This is a genomic window from Collinsella sp. CM84Y_54, assembly GCF_036317945.1.
GTDB lineage: Bacteria > Actinomycetota > Coriobacteriia > Coriobacteriales > Coriobacteriaceae > Collinsella.
Genome location: NZ_JAWQCX010000003.1, coordinates 198793 through 214843, shown reverse-complemented (window position 1 = coordinate 214843; position 16051 = coordinate 198793). Strand labels below are relative to the sequence as shown.

11 protein-coding genes are annotated in these 16051 nt (G+C 60.5%); 6 read left to right on the top strand and 5 right to left on the bottom strand.

The genetic code is table 11. From position 1 onward, the window contains the following. Positions 1-7 precede the first annotated feature (7 nt). The 4 genes from V2391_RS06105 to V2391_RS06090 form a co-directional block, all read right to left on the bottom strand. On the bottom strand, positions 8-232 hold the full coding sequence (locus V2391_RS06105) for a helix-turn-helix domain-containing protein (RefSeq protein WP_161115989.1): 225 nt from the start codon (positions 230-232) through the stop codon (positions 8-10). Positions 233-434: 202 nt separating this feature from the next. Then, entirely contained in the window at positions 435-1022 is a 588-nt protein-coding gene (locus V2391_RS06100; protein WP_329738599.1) for a helix-turn-helix domain-containing protein, read from the bottom strand. Between the two features lie 17 nt (positions 1023-1039). Next, a complete protein-coding gene (locus tag V2391_RS06095) occupies positions 1040-2242 on the bottom strand; it encodes a tyrosine-type recombinase/integrase (protein ID WP_329738598.1) in 1203 nt (400 codons plus the stop codon). A 656-nt stretch (positions 2243-2898) separates the two neighbouring features. Next, a complete protein-coding gene (locus tag V2391_RS06090) occupies positions 2899-4986 on the bottom strand; it encodes a glutamine synthetase III family protein (protein ID WP_152068617.1) in 2088 nt (695 codons plus the stop codon). Positions 4987-5412: 426 nt separating this feature from the next. Here V2391_RS06090 and V2391_RS06085 point away from each other — a divergent pair, with 426 nt between their 5' ends. The 6 genes from V2391_RS06085 (at position 5413) to V2391_RS06060 (ending at position 12785) form a co-directional block, all read left to right on the top strand. Next, entirely contained in the window at positions 5413-6285 is an 873-nt protein-coding gene (locus tag V2391_RS06085) for a methylenetetrahydrofolate reductase (RefSeq protein ID WP_329738597.1), read from the top strand. Further along, positions 6285-7073 carry a hypothetical protein gene (locus V2391_RS06080; protein ID WP_329738596.1) on the top strand — a complete coding sequence of 263 codons (789 nt, stop codon included), beginning with the start codon at positions 6285-6287 and terminating at the stop codon, positions 7071-7073. The genes V2391_RS06085 and V2391_RS06080 overlap by 1 nt, the downstream gene beginning before the upstream one ends. A 9-nt stretch (positions 7074-7082) precedes the next feature. Continuing rightward, positions 7083-9641 (top strand): homocysteine S-methyltransferase family protein, encoded by a 2559-nt coding sequence (locus V2391_RS06075; protein WP_329738595.1) that lies wholly within the window; start codon positions 7083-7085, stop codon positions 9639-9641. A 108-nt stretch (positions 9642-9749) separates the two neighbouring features. Then, positions 9750-11114, top strand: a complete 1365-nt coding sequence (locus V2391_RS06070) for a PFL family protein (RefSeq protein WP_035136908.1) — start codon at positions 9750-9752, stop codon at positions 11112-11114. Between the two features lie 382 nt (positions 11115-11496). Next, entirely contained in the window at positions 11497-12327 is an 831-nt protein-coding gene (locus V2391_RS06065; RefSeq protein WP_329738767.1) for a methyltransferase domain-containing protein, read from the top strand. Positions 12328-12485: 158 nt separating this feature from the next. Then, positions 12486-12785 carry a YhbY family RNA-binding protein gene (locus tag V2391_RS06060; protein WP_117839974.1) on the top strand — a complete coding sequence of 100 codons (300 nt, stop codon included), beginning with the start codon at positions 12486-12488 and terminating at the stop codon, positions 12783-12785. A 58-nt stretch (positions 12786-12843) separates the two neighbouring features. Here the strand turns inward: V2391_RS06060 and V2391_RS06055 are convergent, their stop codons facing one another. After that, a complete protein-coding gene (locus V2391_RS06055; RefSeq protein WP_329738594.1) occupies positions 12844-15840 on the bottom strand; it encodes an AfsR/SARP family transcriptional regulator in 2997 nt (998 codons plus the stop codon). Positions 15841-16051 lie beyond the last annotated feature (211 nt).

The following is a 16051-nucleotide window of genomic DNA, read 5'->3' as shown; positions in this document are numbered from 1 at the left end:
CCGCCACCTAGATAAGCGCCGCATATGCAAGCAGCGAATCACGGTTGATCTTCCAGCGCATACCCGTATTAACGGCTTTGAGCCTGCCCGACTTGCACGCCCTCGTGATAGTTGGCTTTGAACAACGGGCAATCGCCGCTGCCTCGGGCGCTGATAGCGGGTTGGGCAGTTCCTCAAAACGCCCCTCTTGCGCAATAGCCGCCAACCTGTCTAGCTGTTCCTGAGTACACATTGCAACCCCTCCGTAGGTAGTTACCGAATCGTTCGCGCGCGTTTGGTTCAGTTTGTACCGCGCGTAACGCAAACAGTCCACAACGCCGTTTACCTGCGAAAATGCTGAAACGTTCATTTTGCTATTCATTTTTCGGCGCATAAAACGAACCGTAGGCGCGGATAGTGCGTCTACGGTTCGTTTTATAGCTATTTCGTTCGGTTTAGTGCCCTCGGATTAGGCTCCAAACTGAATCGATTTCATCACCTCGTGAGAACAAAACATCAGTATCTTCACCGTTTGCCAACAACATTGAGCGCACCACCTCGGTTAGGGCTGATAGCTGGGTATCGGTGAGATACCAACACGCGTCGGCTATTCCTGCTATATCCTCGGCCCTGTCCTCGTTGGCGGTAAGCTCCCCGCTTGCCCTGCTGGGCACATCGAGCAACCCAGCTACAAACTCGTTGAACGTCTGAGCGCTTTCGCCACCACGCCCCAACCGCTCCGCGAGGTCGATTATCTCGCGCACGTGTCGGGGCTTAGCCTTGTGCGGCTCCTTGGCCCATGCTGAGACGGTGGACGGCCCTACGCCGCACGCCCCCGCCACAGCCGCCTGCTTTAGGCCATATCTCTCGCATATGCGCCTAATGGCGTCCGAATCGTCAGCGAACTTGGGGCGGCTCTGCATATCGAGGCCATGCGACATGAGCCACTTGACCGCATCATCTGGGAACGCCGCGCGGTACCCGTCCACCTCGCGCCCCCATTCGACCGCACGCATAGCCCTAGTGTGGAACTCGTCCAGCACCTCGGCGCCCGCCCCCATCACTCGCCGCCCCCCACGGTAAGCGCGTTCTCAACGGCTAGGGCGGCGCGGCGCTTGCCCTCGCGCGTTGCGTCGGCGTAGGTGTTGAGCGTCATAGCCGCGTTCGAGTGCCCAAGCATGGCGGAAACGGCCTTTACGTCAACGCCGCTCTCAATGGCGATGGTTGCGAACGTGTGGCGTAGATCGTGGAACGTGGGGCGCGTGCCCTGAGTGCCCTTTATCTCGATGGCGCCTGCTAGCTCGCGCCACTTGTTGCCCAGATACTGGGGCCTGAGGAACCCACCGCGAATGTCCCCGAGAACGAAAAACCTTTCATCGAACGGAACCCCAGCGGCGCGGCAATCGGCCTCCACCCGCTCGCGCCTCGCCCTCAAATCGTCGGCAAGGGCACCGCCAAACGTGACGTATCGGGCACTATCCGTTGTCTTTGCGTCTTTGAGGTAGTAGGCCGCGCCGTCCCTGCCCAACGCCTCGTCAACGTAGAGCGTGCCGCGCTCAATGTCCACGTTCGACCATCTGAGGGCGCATATCTCCGCCTCTCGCATCCCAGTGAACAGGGCAATTTTGATACCGAGCAGCTGGGGCGTGAGGTCGAGCGCGTCGAGCACCGCGAGGACGGTGTGCACGCCCTCGACCGTGAGCGCGTTCGGCTTGGGCCTCGTGCCCTTGGGCGCTTTCACGCCGCGCGTTGGGTCTTTAATGAGCAGATCCGAGTTAATAGCCTCGTTCATGGCAGACCTGAGCAGGGTGAGCGACTTGCGAACGGTAACGGCACTGTAACCCTCGGATAGCTTCGCTACCCACGCCCTCACCGTATCGGGGTTGAGCTTGGATAGCTCCACATCACCCAGTGTCGGGGTTATCTGCTTATCGAGGTAGCGCGTATACCCGTTGAAGGTGGACGGCTCTATCTCGTGGCGCTTTCCGTCCAGATAGCGGCGAACGTAGGCGCTCACCGTGAGCGGCGCGTCGGCATCCAGCCCGAGCGCGGTAAGGGCGCTCGCCTCCTGCTGTTTCCTCTGCCACTCGGCTTCAATCTCACTTAGCCACGCCTCGGCCTCTTTCTGGGCCGCACGCTTGCCCGTGGCCTCCAAACCAGTTGAGACTTTGCGCCACTTTCCCGTTGCCTCGTCCTTGTATGAGGCCTCCGCAATCAGTCCGCGCCCCTTGCGCTCCCTGATCCGTACGCTCGTATAGTGCATCGCGGTATCTCCGTTCACTCGCCGCGCCGCAAAATGCGCCGCAAAACCGCCGCAAAATGAAGTGTACTACTTTGCGGCGCTTTGTACCGCGTTGTATCAAAACCCCAGTTGAGACGTTCGCCTTTGAACCGCCATTATCTGCTTGCACTTTAGCGTGCAGCTCTTTCAAGGTGGATATCGCGGGTTCGAATCCCGCTGGGGGCACCATTTAAATCGAGAAGCCCGTTACCCCCGCGGTGACGGGCTTTTTTCTTCTCCAACACCGGGATTCGAACTCGCCAGGGTGCGGATCCCGGCATCTCCCGATGGACCGTGTGCAAAAAATGGCAAATATGAGTACTGTTACCGATTTAGTAACAGCGAATTCGGCCTTTTTGATGGTGAATCAGATGTCAAATCAACAACCTGATGCCCAAATTGAGCCCAATCTCAGCTATGTACCTGGACATATGTGGTCTAACTCGGCATAAACTGCCATTTCGAGATGGCACTAGCTTAGTGACAGTACTCATATTTGACGTTTTTTGCCCACGACCCTTTATTACGTGGGCGAATCAGTTGCAAAACGGACTCCTAAGCGTCCTTCGCAATCAAAAAGCCGGGGCCCGCGCGATGCGGACCCCGGCTCAATACCGTGACGATATGTCAGCTACGTTCTACACGTAGAACAGGATGTCGTCGTAGGTCGGGACCGGCCAGTAGTCGGCGGCCACGATCTCCTCCATGGCATCCACGGCGGCGCGCAGCGTATCCATAGCGGGAACGACCTCGTGTGCATACACGTTGGCCTGCTCCTGGCCATCGAGAGCCTCGGCCTTCTGATGCACGGCGTCGAGCGCCTTGATGGAGTCGTTGATGGTGGTGATGCCGTTGCAGAGCTTGTTGAGCGTGTTCTGCTCGCACTGCATGGCGGCCTCAGCACCGGCGGCACGAATAGTCTCAAGGCCCTTAGCGACCTTGGTGGCATAGGCGGTAATGACCGGGCGATAGGTACGACGCGCCTCGCGAACCATCGTTGTGGCCTCGATGTTCATGAGCTTGTTGTACTTCTCGAGCTTGCAGTCGTAGCGGCACTGGGCCTCGGCCTTGGTCAGGACACCCGTCTCCTCAAAGAGCGCAATGGCCTTATCGGAAACAAAGGCGGGCAGGGCGTCGGCCGTGGTCTTGTTGTTGGCAAGACCGCGCTTCTCGGCCTCGATGGGCCACTCGTCGGAGTAGCCATCGCCGGAGAAGAGGATACGCTGGTGGTCGGTCAGGACCTTCTTGCAGTACTCGAGCGCGGCGTCCTGGAACTCATCCTCGGGCGTACCCTCGAGTGCGTCGGCGAAGGACTTGAGCGACTTGGCCACGGCGGCATCGAGCACCAGGTTGGAGTCGGAAACGTTCTGCTCGGAACCGCAGGCACGGAACTCGAACTTGTTGCCGGTGAAGGCAAACGGGGAGGTGCGGTTGCGGTCGGTGTTATCCTGCATCAGCTTGGGCAGGGTATCGGCGCCCAGGTCGAGCACGCCGCGCGTGGCATGGACGGAAGCCTTGCCATCGATGATCTTCTCGACGACCTCGGTAAGCTGGTCGCCCAGGAAGATGGACATAATCGCCGGAGGAGCCTCGTTGGCGCCCAGACGATGGTCGTTGCCGGCCGAGGCAACGGAGGCACGCAGGAGCTCCTGATAGTTATCGACGGCCTCGATCACCGCGGTGAGGAAGACGATGAACTGCAGGTTGTCGAGCGGGGTGTCGCCCGGATCGAGCAGGTTCTCGGACTCGGTGCCAAGCGACCAGTTGTTGTGCTTGCCCGAACCGTTGATGCCCTCAAAGGGCTTCTCGTGCAGCAGGCAGACCAAGTCGTGGCGGGAGGCGATGAGCTTCATCTTCTCCATCATGACCAGATTCTGGTCGATGGCCTCGTTGACCTCGCCATAGACCGGTGCAAGCTCATGCTGGCAGGGAGCAACCTCGTTGTGCTTGGTCTTGGCGGGAATGCCAAGCGCCCACAGCTCATCGTCCAGATCCTTCATATAGGCCGAGACGGTGGGGCGGATAGCGCCAAAGTAGTGCTCCTCGAGCTCCTGGCCCTTGCAGGGAGCGGCACCAAAGAGGGTTCGGCCGGTGATGACCAGGTCCTTGCGCTTGCGATAGGCGTCCTTCTTGATCAGGAAGTACTCCTGCTCGTCGCCCACGGAAGGAACGACCTTCTTGGGGGTCTTGCCAAACAGCGCCAAAACGCGCTTAGACTCACGCGAGAGCGCGGTCATGGAGCGCAGCAGAGGGGTCTTCTTGTCCAGGGCCTCGCCCGTGTAGGAGCAGAAAGCCGTGGGGATGCACAGGACATCGTCCTTGATAAAGGCGGGGCTAGTGGGGTCCCAAGCGGTGTAGCCACGGGCCTCGAAGGTAGCACGCAGGCCGCCGTTGGGGAAGCTCGAGGCATCGGGCTCGCCCTGGATGAGGTTCTTGCCCGTAAACTTGGTAATGGCGGTGCCGTCGTGGTTGGGCTCCAGGAAGCTGTCGTGCTTCTCGGAAGTAATGCCCGAAAGCGGCTGAAACCAGTGCGCGTAGTGCGTCGCGCCCTTGGAGATGGCCCAGACCTTCATGGCATGGGCGACGGCGTTGGCCACATCCAGGTCGAGCGGCTCACCGCCCTCGAGGGTTGCAGCAAGGCGCTTCCAAATGTCCTTGGGGAGGTAGTCCTTCATGACTTCCTCAGAGAACACCATGGTCCCGAAGCGGTCAGTAAGTTCGGCCATACGGAACTCCCTTCGTATCGGCACCGCGTGAGAAGCGGTGTTGATTACTAACGAACGAGTCATAGCTTAGACTCGCCGTGTTTCCGCGACATTACCGTTATGTTGCTGTCGCGAAACCAATCATTGAGGTTACCCTATCGAGGCGGCGTTGCCACCCTCAACAGCCAATCAACTGCATAAATTGCAGACCTCTCCCCATGGTTTAAGGGTAGTCAATGTAGAATGGGGCTTTATTAACTGGTATTTCGCATCAGATACCATTCAATATAGCCCCATCCTACATTGACCGCCCTGTTATAGGAAATGCCGATAGCGAAGCATTTTCGATTGGTATCACCAAATAGCGAGTGAAACTCCACCGTGGCACAGTGGTGCTGTAGAATCCTTACAACACATCACACTATTACGTATCTAGAGGAGCACGATATGCGCGTCGACGAGGTTTTTAAGCAGGCAGCATCCCAGGGCACCGCGCCCATTTCGTTTGAGATGTTCCCGCCCAAGGGCGAGCTGACCCTCGACACGGCTCGCGAGGTGGCAGGCAATCTGTGCAAGCTTTCGCCGAGCTTTGTCTCGGTCACCTGCTCGGCCGGCGGCTCGGGCAACGGTGCCACCACCGCCCCCATCGCGCATATGATTACGAGCGAATTCGATACACCCTCGGTGGCACACCTTACCTGCGTGGGCCGCTCGCACGCCGATATCGCCGCCAAGATCGACGAGTATCGCACCGCCGGCGTTGAAAACATCCTGGCCCTGCGTGGTGATCTTCCCGCTGGCGCGACCGAGGACGACAAGCCCGCCTCGGACTATGCCTACGCCCGCGACCTCATCCCCGAGCTCGTCGACGCCGGCTTTTGTGTGGGCGCCGCAGCCTACCCCGAGGGCCACATTGCCTGTGAGGACCTCAACACTTCGGTCGAATACCTCAAGCAAAAACAGGACGCCGGCGCGAGCTTCTTTGTGACGCAGCTCTTTTTTGATAACGAGTGCTTCTACCGTTTTCGCGAGCTTGCCGACAAGGCCGGTATCACCGTGCCCATTACCGCAGGCATCATGCCGTTTATGGGCAAGTCGCAGATCAGCCGCATGGTCTTTATGTGCGGCGCATCGCTGCCCTCCCCCGTCATCAAGATTCTCGCCAAGTACGAGAACGACCCCGAGAGCCTGCAGGCAGCCGGTGTAGATTATGCTGCCCGTCAGCTTTGCGACCTTAAGGAGCACGGCGCCGCCGGTCTGCACCTGTACACTATGAATCGTCCTGCAATCGCCGCAACCATTATGGAGCGCCTGGGGTAATGGAAAAACCGCACATCGATACAGCTTTTGGTGAAGTGCCGGCCGACCTTGCGTCGCCGGCGCTTTATCGTATCGATGCCGCCCATCGCCCCCGCGTCGATCGTGCCGAGATGTTGCGCTATCTGGGCTACGGTGGTCAGCAGATTGAACCCGAGCTAGCGCAGCGTATTGAGCTTGTCGTTGAGCGTCTGGAACTGGACATTGAGCCCCGTGGCGTGCGCCGCGTGTTTGCCGTCGATGCCACGGGCGTCGATGAGCAGGGAGAGCCCAGCATCCGTCTGGTCGGCACCAACGTTGAGCTGCGTGGTCGCGACATCTATCGCCATCTCAAAGACGCCCGCTTTGCCGCGCTCATGGCATGCACCCTCGGCATGGACGCCGAGCGTCGTCTGCGCACCACGGGAGCCCAGCAGCCCCTAGAGGGAGCCGTGCTCGACGCCGCATGCTCTGCCTATGTAGAAGCCGCCGTCGAGCAGATGGACCAGCAGGTCAAGGCTGCGGCCACCGCACACGGACTCGCCGGTAACTGGCGCTTTAGCCCCGGCTACGGCGACTGCCCGCTTACGGCACAGCGCTCGATCGTGGCCGCACTCAACACCACGCGGCTCATCGGGCTTACCGTCACCCCCACCAGCCTGCTCATGCCCACCAAGAGCGTGACCGCGGTGATCGGCCTGTTTGATGGCGAGGTCCACGACGCCCAGAGCCGCCCTACCTGCAATATCTGCCGCATGCGCGAGCACTGCCGCTTCCGCGCCGCCCACACCACCTGCTATTCCAGCCATTAGGAGCCATCGATGTTTACCCCGCTTATCACTCATGATCTGGACGGTGCCGCGCTGGCGGCGCCTGTTGATGCCGCACGCCGTAATGGCGCTGCATACAAGACGCGCACGTTTGAAGACCTTCGCATTAAGGACGATCGTCTGCGCGCCGCCATCGAGGGCACGGGGCACCTGCTGTTCGACGGCGGCATGGGCACCATGCTGCAGGCTGCCGGCATGAAGGCCGGCGCCCTGCCCGAGTTGCTCAACTTTGAGGAGCCCCAGGTCATTACCGATATTCAGCGTCAGTACGTCGAGGCCGGCTGTGACGTGATCACCGCCAACACCTTTGGCGCCAACGCGCACAAGCTCGATGGCGCCGCCACCGTGGCAGATGTCTTTGCCGCGGCCGTCACCTGCGCCCGAGCGGCCGGTGCCCACTATGTCGCCGGCGACATCGGCCCCATCGGCGCGCTGCTTCGCCCCTTGGGTACCCTCAGCTTCGACGAGGCCTATGACCTCTTTGCCGAGGAGGTGCGCGCTGGCGTCGCCGCGGGTGTGGACCTCTTTATCATCGAGACCATGACCGACCTGGCCGAGATCAAGGCTGCCGTCCTCGCCTGCCGCGAAAACTCCGACCTGCCCGTCTTTGCCACCATGACCTTTGAGGAAGACGGTCGCACGTTCCTGGGCACAAGCCCCGAGGTGGCCGCCATCACGCTCGATGCCATCGGCGCCGACGTCCTGGGCATTAACTGCAGCCAGGGACCGGCCGAGCTCCGAGGGCTTGCCGCACGTATGCTCACCGTTACCGACAAGCCCGTTATGGTGCAGGCTAATGCGGGACTCCCCCACGTGGACGACGACGGTAACACCGTCTTTGATATCCAGGCCCCCGAGTACGCCGAGGCTGTCGCCGGCATGATCGAGGACGGCGTGAGCGTTGTGGGCGGCTGCTGTGGAACCACGCCGGCGCACATGGCCGCCCTGCGCACGCTTATCGACAATCACACGCCCAGCCCGCGCCACCGCAAGCCCAGCATGTCGGTCACGAGCGCCCAGACGGTCGTGGACCTTCCCTGCGACGGCCACAAGATCGCCGTCATCGGCGAGCGCATCAATCCCACCGGCAAAAAGCGCCTGCAGCAGGCCCTGCGCGACGGCGACCTGGACTACGTTGTGAGCCAGGGCATCAGCCAGCAGGAACAGGGCGCCGACATCCTGGACGTCAACGTGGGCCTGCCCGAGATTGACGAGGTCAAGATCATCCAACAGGCGACTGAACAGCTCCAGGGCTCCACGCTCCTGCCGCTGCAGATCGACTCCACCGATCCCGCAGCCGTCGAGGCCGCTGTGCGCCGCTACGCAGGCAAGCCCATCATCAACTCGGTCAATGGCAAACAGCAGATCATGGATGAGATCTTTCCGCTGGTCGCCCATTACGGCACCAACGTCGTCGGCCTCACGCTCGATGAAGGCGGCATCCCCGATACCGCCGAAGCTCGCTTCGCCATCGCCGAGCGCATCGTGGCCGAGGCCGCCCGCTACGGTATCGGCCCGGACCGCATCCTCATCGACTGTCTGGTCATGACTGCCTCGACCAATCAACGCCAGGCCGAACAGATCCTGCGCGCCATGTCCCTGTGCAAGGAGCGCCTGGGCGTCAAATGCGCACTCGGCGTGTCGAACATCAGCTTTGGCCTGCCCGCCCGCCCGCTGCTGGGCTCGGTCTTTTTGGCCGCCGCCTTTGGTGCAGGTCTGGACGCCCCCATCATGAACCCGGGTTCCAAGCGCTTTATGGATACCGTCTACAGCTATCGCGTCTTGAGCGTTGAGGACGAGGGCTCGACCGGATACATCGAGCGCTACGCCGGCTGGACCGATCCGTACAAGATCGCCGCTAACCCGGCGGCGGCCCAGGCGGTATCGACCGACGCCGCGCCCGCTGCTGGCACCGCCGGCACCGACGGAAACGACGACCCGATCCGTCGCATGGTCGTCTCGGGCCGCAAAGGCGAGATCGCGGCCGAGACCGAGCGTCTGCTGGCAGATCACGACGCCATGGACCTCATCAACAATCACTTTATCCCCGCCCTCGACGAGGTTGGCGTCCTCTTTGACCAGGGCAAGTTCTTCTTGCCGCAGCTCATGGCCTCGGCCGAGGCCGCACGCGTGGGCTTTGACACCATCAAGCGCCTGATGCCCGCCGGCGAGATTGCCGACAAGGGCAAGATCTGCGTGGCCACCGTCAAGGGCGACATCCACGACATCGGTAAGAACATCGTCAAGATGCTGCTCGACAACTACGGCTACACCGTCTTTGACCTAGGCCGCGACGTCGACCCACAAGAGGTACTCAAGACCGTACAGGAGCGTGACATCAAGCTCGTCGGTCTCTCGGCGCTTATGACTACCACGGTCGTCGCCATGGAGGAGACCATCAAGCTGCTTCATGCCGAGGTGCCAGGCGTCAAGATCATCGTAGGCGGCGCCGTACTCACCCCCGAATACGCCAAGCAGATCGGCGCGGACTACTACGCCAAGGATGCCGCCGAGAGCGCGCGCATCGCCGAAGAGGTCTTTGGGCAGTAACACAACGGAAACAACCCCGCACCAAAACGTGCCGCACGCGCCACGAGACGTGTGCGGCACGTTAGAATAAAAGGGACTATGCTCGTTTTGGCAGATAGGAGCGCAAGGATGGCGATCACGCCTGCAGAAATCGCGGAAACCCGCGGCATGGTTGAGGAGCAGAACCTCGACATCAGGACCATCACCATGGGTGTTTCGCTCATGGGTTGCGGTGACGAGAACCTCGACCGCATGTGCACGAAGATCTACGACCACGTGACGCACACGGCTGAGCACTTGGTCGAGACCGCCGAGAACCTCGAGCGCGAGTACGGTATCCCCATCGTCAACAAGCGCGTCTCCGTCACCCCGGTGGCGCAGATCGCCGCTTGCTGCAAGGATGAGGACCTCACCCCCATCGCGCATGCCCTCGACCGCGCGGCCGAGACCCTCGGCATCGACTACCTGGGTGGCTTCTCCGCACTCGTCCAGAAGGGCATCGGCGACGCCGACCGCCGCGTCATCCAGTCCATCCCGCAGGCGCTCGCCACCACGAGTCGCGTCTGCTCCAGCGTCAACGTCGCCAGCCTGCGTGCCGGCATCAACATGGACGCCGTACTCATGGCTGCGCAGACCATCATCGATGCTGCTAAACTCACGGCCGACCAGGATTCCGTCGGCGCCTCCAAGTTTGTCTGCTTTGCCAATATGGTCGAGGACTCCCCGTTTATGGCGGGCGCCGTCCACGGCGGTGGCGAGGCCGACGCCGTCATCAACGTAGGCGTCTCGGGCCCCGGCGTTATGGCCGCAGCCCTGGAGACGCTGCCCGATTCCGCCTCGATGATGGAAGTCGCCGAGAAGATTAAACAGACCGCCTTTAAGATCACCCGCGCCGGCGAACTCATGAGCCGCGAGGCCGCCCATCGCCTGGGTGTCGAGAAGGGCATTGTCGACCTGTCGCTGGCCCCCACGCCCGCCATCGGCGACTCCGTCGCGCGCATCCTCGAGATCATCGGCGTGGGCACCTGCGGTGGCCCCGGCACGACCTGCGCGCTCGCCATGCTCAACGATGCCGTCAAGAAGGGCGGCGTCATGGCCAGTTCCAGCGTCGGTGGCCTCTCGGGCGCCTTTATCCCCGTGTCCGAGGATGCTGGCATGATCGCCGCCGTCGAGGCCGGCGCGCTTTCGCTCGAGAAACTCGAGGCCATGACCTGCGTGTGCTCCGTCGGCCTGGACATGATCGCCATCCCCGGCGACACCCCGGTCGAGACCATCGCCGGCATCATCGCCGACGAGATGGCCATCGGCGTCATCAACAACAAGACCACGGCCGTGCGCGTGATTCCCGCCATCGGCAAGGGCGTGGGCGACTGCGTCGAGTACGGTGGCCTGTTTGGCCGTGCACCCATCATGCCGGTGAACCCCAACGCCGGCACCGTGCTTGCCCACCGCGGTGGACGTTTCCCAGCGCCGCTGAACTCGCTGAAGAACTAGCTGAGGGGTTCGGGCGAGGAGCCCCGTCGCCGGGCGGCAGACATATAAGGTCGCCTGCTCGGACAGTCCTGACTCGCACGGAGAGCACATTTAGTGCTCTCCGGCTCGTGCGGAACTCGCGATCGACCTTATATGTCTGCCGCCCGGCGACGGGGCTCCCGCACAACGGGACCTCGGTTGAGTTCTATCCCTTTGGCATTCGCTTCGCTTCTGCCCTACTTTGCTGGTATGGCAGTTTGGCGTTGGATCGGTTCTTTTTCTGATATATGCTTGTTGCGGCTCTTCTTTTGGGGGAGTCGCTTTTTTGTTGCTAGGAGGTTGGCCCGTGGCTGATGGGGATGCTCGTTCTGAGTTGCTTTCCGCTGATTGGAATGGCGAATGGATGCGTCTGCAGGCCGCTCGGCATCGGGCTGATGATTCTTTTGAGTGGGATAAGCGCGCTCGACATTTTCGGCCATTGGAGACTGCCCCGTATGCTCGAGATTTTATAAAACTGCTGGCTCTTGAGCCTGGTGAGTCGGTGCTGGATATGGGGTGTGGGGCTGGGTCGATTGCTATCCCGCTTGCTCAGGCTGGACATTCCGTGATTGCTGCCGACTTCTCTCCTGCCATGTTGGGCACCCTTGATGCCGGCATTGAGTATTACGGGCTCGAGGATCTTATTACGCCCCTTGAGCTTGCCTGGGATGATGATTGGGATCTGGTTGGGCCGGTTGCCAAGGCTGTTGATGTTGCCTTTGCGAGTCGCTCGGTTACTACGAACGACCTGAAGGGGGCACTTGCCAAGCTTGATCGAACGGCTCGTCGGCGTTGTGCCGTTACGATGGTCGCCAACTCGAGCCCGCGTTGTGACCTGCACTTGATGAATGCCATCGGCGCCTCGATTACCTGCAGCAATGGTTTTGTGTACGCCTTTAACATCCTTATTCAGATGGGTGCACTGCCACAGGTCACGTATTTTGAATCGCCCCGCCGCGACACCTTCGATAGTCTTGAGGCGGGCGTAGCGGACTATTCTCGCATGCTCGAGCATGGCAACGAAGACAAGATCGACCGCCTGCGCGACTATATCGCCCACCACATGATCGAGAACCCCCATGCCGGCGAGCCGGGATCCAAGGGCGTACCGCAGGGACGCTACATGCTCGACCACATCCGCAAAGTCCGATGGGCGTTTATCGCCTGGGAGCCGGTCTCCGTACCCCGCCCGTAGCCCATCTAAAGCCCGCATCGTCTACCCGTCCAGCATCCGCATTCTTTGCGAACTGGGCAAACGCGCTCCACACCACGCCGTTCCTGCGCTATCGTGGGACAGCTCACGTAGATTAAGGCCCCATTGCGGGGCGCCCCATACATAGAAAGCGAGAACCCATGGCACTGACAGGAGCCCAGGTCAAGCAGCTTCGCAGCATGGCCCATCACCTCAACCCCGCCATCATCATCGGTAAGTCCGATGTCAACGAGGGCACCGTCGAGCAGACGGTTGCCTACCTGGAGAAACACGAGCTCGTTAAGTGCTCCGTGCTGGACGGCTCCAGCCTTTCTGCCCGCGAGGCCGCCGAGGAGCTCGCTGAGCGCTGCCACGCCGACGTCGTTCAGGTTATCGGCCGCAAGTTCTCGCTGTATCGCGAGTCCTCGCGCAAGGATATCGAGAAGATCAAGCTCGTCTAAAACCGACTGGCCATACCGAGTAGCCTGCGGGCGTCCGATTGATTCGGACGCCCGTTTTTTATCGCTCGACAAGCACGCGCTTGAGTCTGCCTTCGACCAGGCGCTCATACAGACGCCTTGTCTCGGGCTCGGGCACGCCTTGAACCTGTTCTCTCAGGTGGTGCATATGGCCGCTGTACAGCTCAACAACATCGCGGCGTCGTCCAGCCGCGCCGTAAACGCGCATGGCGCAGCGAACCATGTCCTCGCGCGCCGTCTCTTGGCGAAGCCCCGATTCCACGAGCCAAATTGCCGATTGCAGGTCATTTTCCTCGAGAGCGGCATTCGCTCCCCTAATCATGCAGTCGATGTACTTGGATTGCATAATGCGGCGCATGCGCGTAAAGAACGTGGGGTTGCAACCGGTGGGAACATATAGCGGGCCCGCGTAGAGTTGCTCAACCTTAAGACATAGCTCAACCAGGTGAGGGCCTCTCGCACCCATACGGTTTCCCAAGATCTCACGGCTCAGCTGGTCAAAGAGCCTTACATCGGTCTTAACGTAGTCGCCGTTGAGCCCAATGCACTCGTTTTGGATGACCACGCACGACTTTCCATCTGGCGTTGGACCCAAAGCCGAGCGCAAGCGCGATACCGTCGAATACAGATTGTTGCGCGCGGCGTTAAACTCGGCATGGGGCCACAACTCCATGGCGATTGTCTCGCGGTCGACCATGGCATCCATACCCAGCGCAAGACGTTCGGCAAGTGTTGCCGCCTTTTTGCGACGCCACATCTTATCCGTGATGGGGAAACCGTCGCGCTCGGCGCGAAACGCGCCAAACATGCGCATCTCAATATGGCCGATGGTATCGACAGCCTCAACCTCGCCCGCCTGGAACAGGTGCTCGCTTTCGCCCTCAAAGTCATCGCGTAGTGAATACCGCGACAGCTCACGCACCGGAAGCTTCTTGCGAATCCTGACGGCAGGCTCGCCCAGGCAATGCATCGCAAGACGCGCAAAAAGCCGATACGATGGGTCTAAAATCCCCGAGCGATTCATAGACATCCAGGCAGCAAGATCGCTATCGCGGCCCGCAGCGGCCAGATGCAGCGCCACGATCCAGGCTTCTGAGCCACCGACCTGCGTCTTACTAATGTCGAGCAGCTCTGCCTCTTCGCGAACCGATACCAGCGACGTATTGCGCAGATACGCCACACGTTCCAGCAACAATGCGTTTTCGCGCATGTACGCAATCGATTCATCAGCGAGCTTGAGCACCTGGACCGCGCGGAACTTCGCGTTGACCGGCCGTCCCTCCGCCAGCGATTGCCAACCCTCCAGCAATAGCCCAAACAGTTGAATTTGATTGTCGCGAACACGCACCGCAAAGCGGTCGAGCTCGCCAAACGCCACATCGTCGGTCACGGGCAAGCCCGCGAGCAGACGCCGCGCCGCCAGCACCATACGCAGCCATATGGATGGCGCCTTAAGCCCGCGGATATCGAGCGCCTCGAGTATCTGCGTCATCTTGTCATCGCGCTCGTCGGGTTTAGCAAACGAGCCGTCGAACAACTCCAGCAGCATATGGTCGGCCTGTATGAGAATCCCCGCGATGTCGAGCTCGCAATCATAGGCTTTGCACGCCTTGAGCTTCGCGAGAACATCGCCGTCTCCCGCTCGCTCGGTTAGGTGGCGCTTGACCTCGATATGCGCGGACAGCATGTCGAGCACCTCGCAGGATGTCTGTTCTTGCACAACAGGGTTGGCGGGAAGCCCCAAGTCATTGTCGCCGTAAAAGGCGATAGTGAGCGCCTGGGCTATTTTCCAGGTAGCGGGGTCGAGCTCGCGCGCCGCCTGATCACCCGCACGTTCGATAACGGACGCCATATACCTTGCCAGCTTTGTATTGCACACGCTGACAGCCGCCAGATACACGCCGAGCGCCTCGGCGGCTGTCGGCTCTTGCTCCTGCTTATCTGCCTTGATCATCGCCGATGCTGCACGGCAAATGTCCCCTCCATGCCCGGTCAGGGCAAGATCGGCCCCATACTGCCCGGCTAGCTCCAACACCACACGGCGGTCCAAGAACGCGTCGGCCAGGTCCATAGCCAAATCGCATCGGCTCGCCTTGATCAAAATGCGAGCAGCCCGCGATACAAGTTCGGGACGGATCTCGGCAACAAGCTTTCGCAGCCTCAGGCGCGCATTGTCCTTAGCGCCCAAACACCTAAAGGTGCGATCAGACGAATCCACGCCAAAAATCGGATAATCGCGCACAAAGATGGACTGGTCGACCATCGAAAGCCTCACACCGCACGCCTCTAGCTCCGCTATGCGGCCCTCGCCCATCAGTACCATCAAGCAGGCAACGGTAAACAACAGGTTGTTCTCGAGCGATGCGAGATCGACCAGCGCCGCACCGTACACGTTGACGATTTCGTTCTCGAGCAACCCGGCAACATCGCCCTGTCCATACATTCCCGTCTGCAAGGCAGATACCAGCTCTGGCACACCCTGCGTGAGCCGATAGAAATCGAGCGATGTGCTGATCGAGAACGCCGTGGCCCATGACGAATACTCATAGGCGTGCACCTTAAGCATCTGCGCATTGACTTTTACCGAATCGCCCAGCCCGTGGATAAGCAATCGGTTGGAGGGGCGGCAGGCAATAAAGACCCCCGTCCCCGTAGCACGTAAGCTGCGGATTCGATCGATGAGATCCTCGGTTTCGCGCTGCTCGAGATTGGGCACGTTGTCGATCGCAACGAGCGAATGAGGTTTGTCCTTAAGCTCATCGGCGACAACCTCGAGCTGCATAAAGAGCTCGCGTCCAATCGCGCGGTCAGCCTCGATAATCCGAACCGGCCCTCGCGTGGGATCCGATTTAACCTCCTGCACGTATTGCAGCAGCACCGACGTCTTACCAAACCCGTCGGGCGCGTAGAGCAAAACGATTCCCGCCTTGCGCCCTTTAACGATGAGCTCGTTCATCAAGCGATCGCGCCGCACCATATAGCCGCCGCCCGTCGGCATCAACTCGAGGTCGTCTGTATTGCCCAGATCGTTTACCATGCTTGCTCCTCAACTCGACCATATGGACACCGTAGCTGCAGGACCATATGAGTCACCCCGTGAATAGCGCGACTTAGAGTTTTTGGTTGTCTGCCGGTACGTGTTTGGCAAGTTTTTGTACAGCGAGGCCCGATGGTAATTTATCCCCCGACCAATAGGTCTTTGCGCAGGTCAATGCGCTTGCCAGCATGTCCCATCCAATTTGCAGTGT

Coding starts and splice junctions, on each gene's coding strand:
- V2391_RS06055 (WP_329738594.1), bottom strand. CDS start 15,840: ATGGTAAACGATCTGGGCAATACAGACGACCTCGAGTTGATGCCGACG.
- V2391_RS06075 (WP_329738595.1), top strand. CDS start 7,083: ATGTTTACCCCGCTTATCACTCATGATCTGGACGGTGCCGCGCTGGCG.
- V2391_RS06060 (WP_117839974.1), top strand. CDS start 12,486: ATGGCACTGACAGGAGCCCAGGTCAAGCAGCTTCGCAGCATGGCCCAT.
- V2391_RS06085 (WP_329738597.1), top strand. CDS start 5,413: ATGCGCGTCGACGAGGTTTTTAAGCAGGCAGCATCCCAGGGCACCGCG.
- V2391_RS06080 (WP_329738596.1), top strand. CDS start 6,285: ATGGAAAAACCGCACATCGATACAGCTTTTGGTGAAGTGCCGGCCGAC.
- V2391_RS06095 (WP_329738598.1), bottom strand. CDS start 2,242: ATGCACTATACGAGCGTACGGATCAGGGAGCGCAAGGGGCGCGGACTG.
- V2391_RS06065 (WP_329738767.1), top strand. CDS start 11,497: ATGCGTCTGCAGGCCGCTCGGCATCGGGCTGATGATTCTTTTGAGTGG.
- V2391_RS06105 (WP_161115989.1), bottom strand. CDS start 232: ATGTGTACTCAGGAACAGCTAGACAGGTTGGCGGCTATTGCGCAAGAG.
- V2391_RS06090 (WP_152068617.1), bottom strand. CDS start 4,986: ATGGCCGAACTTACTGACCGCTTCGGGACCATGGTGTTCTCTGAGGAA.
- V2391_RS06070 (WP_035136908.1), top strand. CDS start 9,750: ATGGCGATCACGCCTGCAGAAATCGCGGAAACCCGCGGCATGGTTGAG.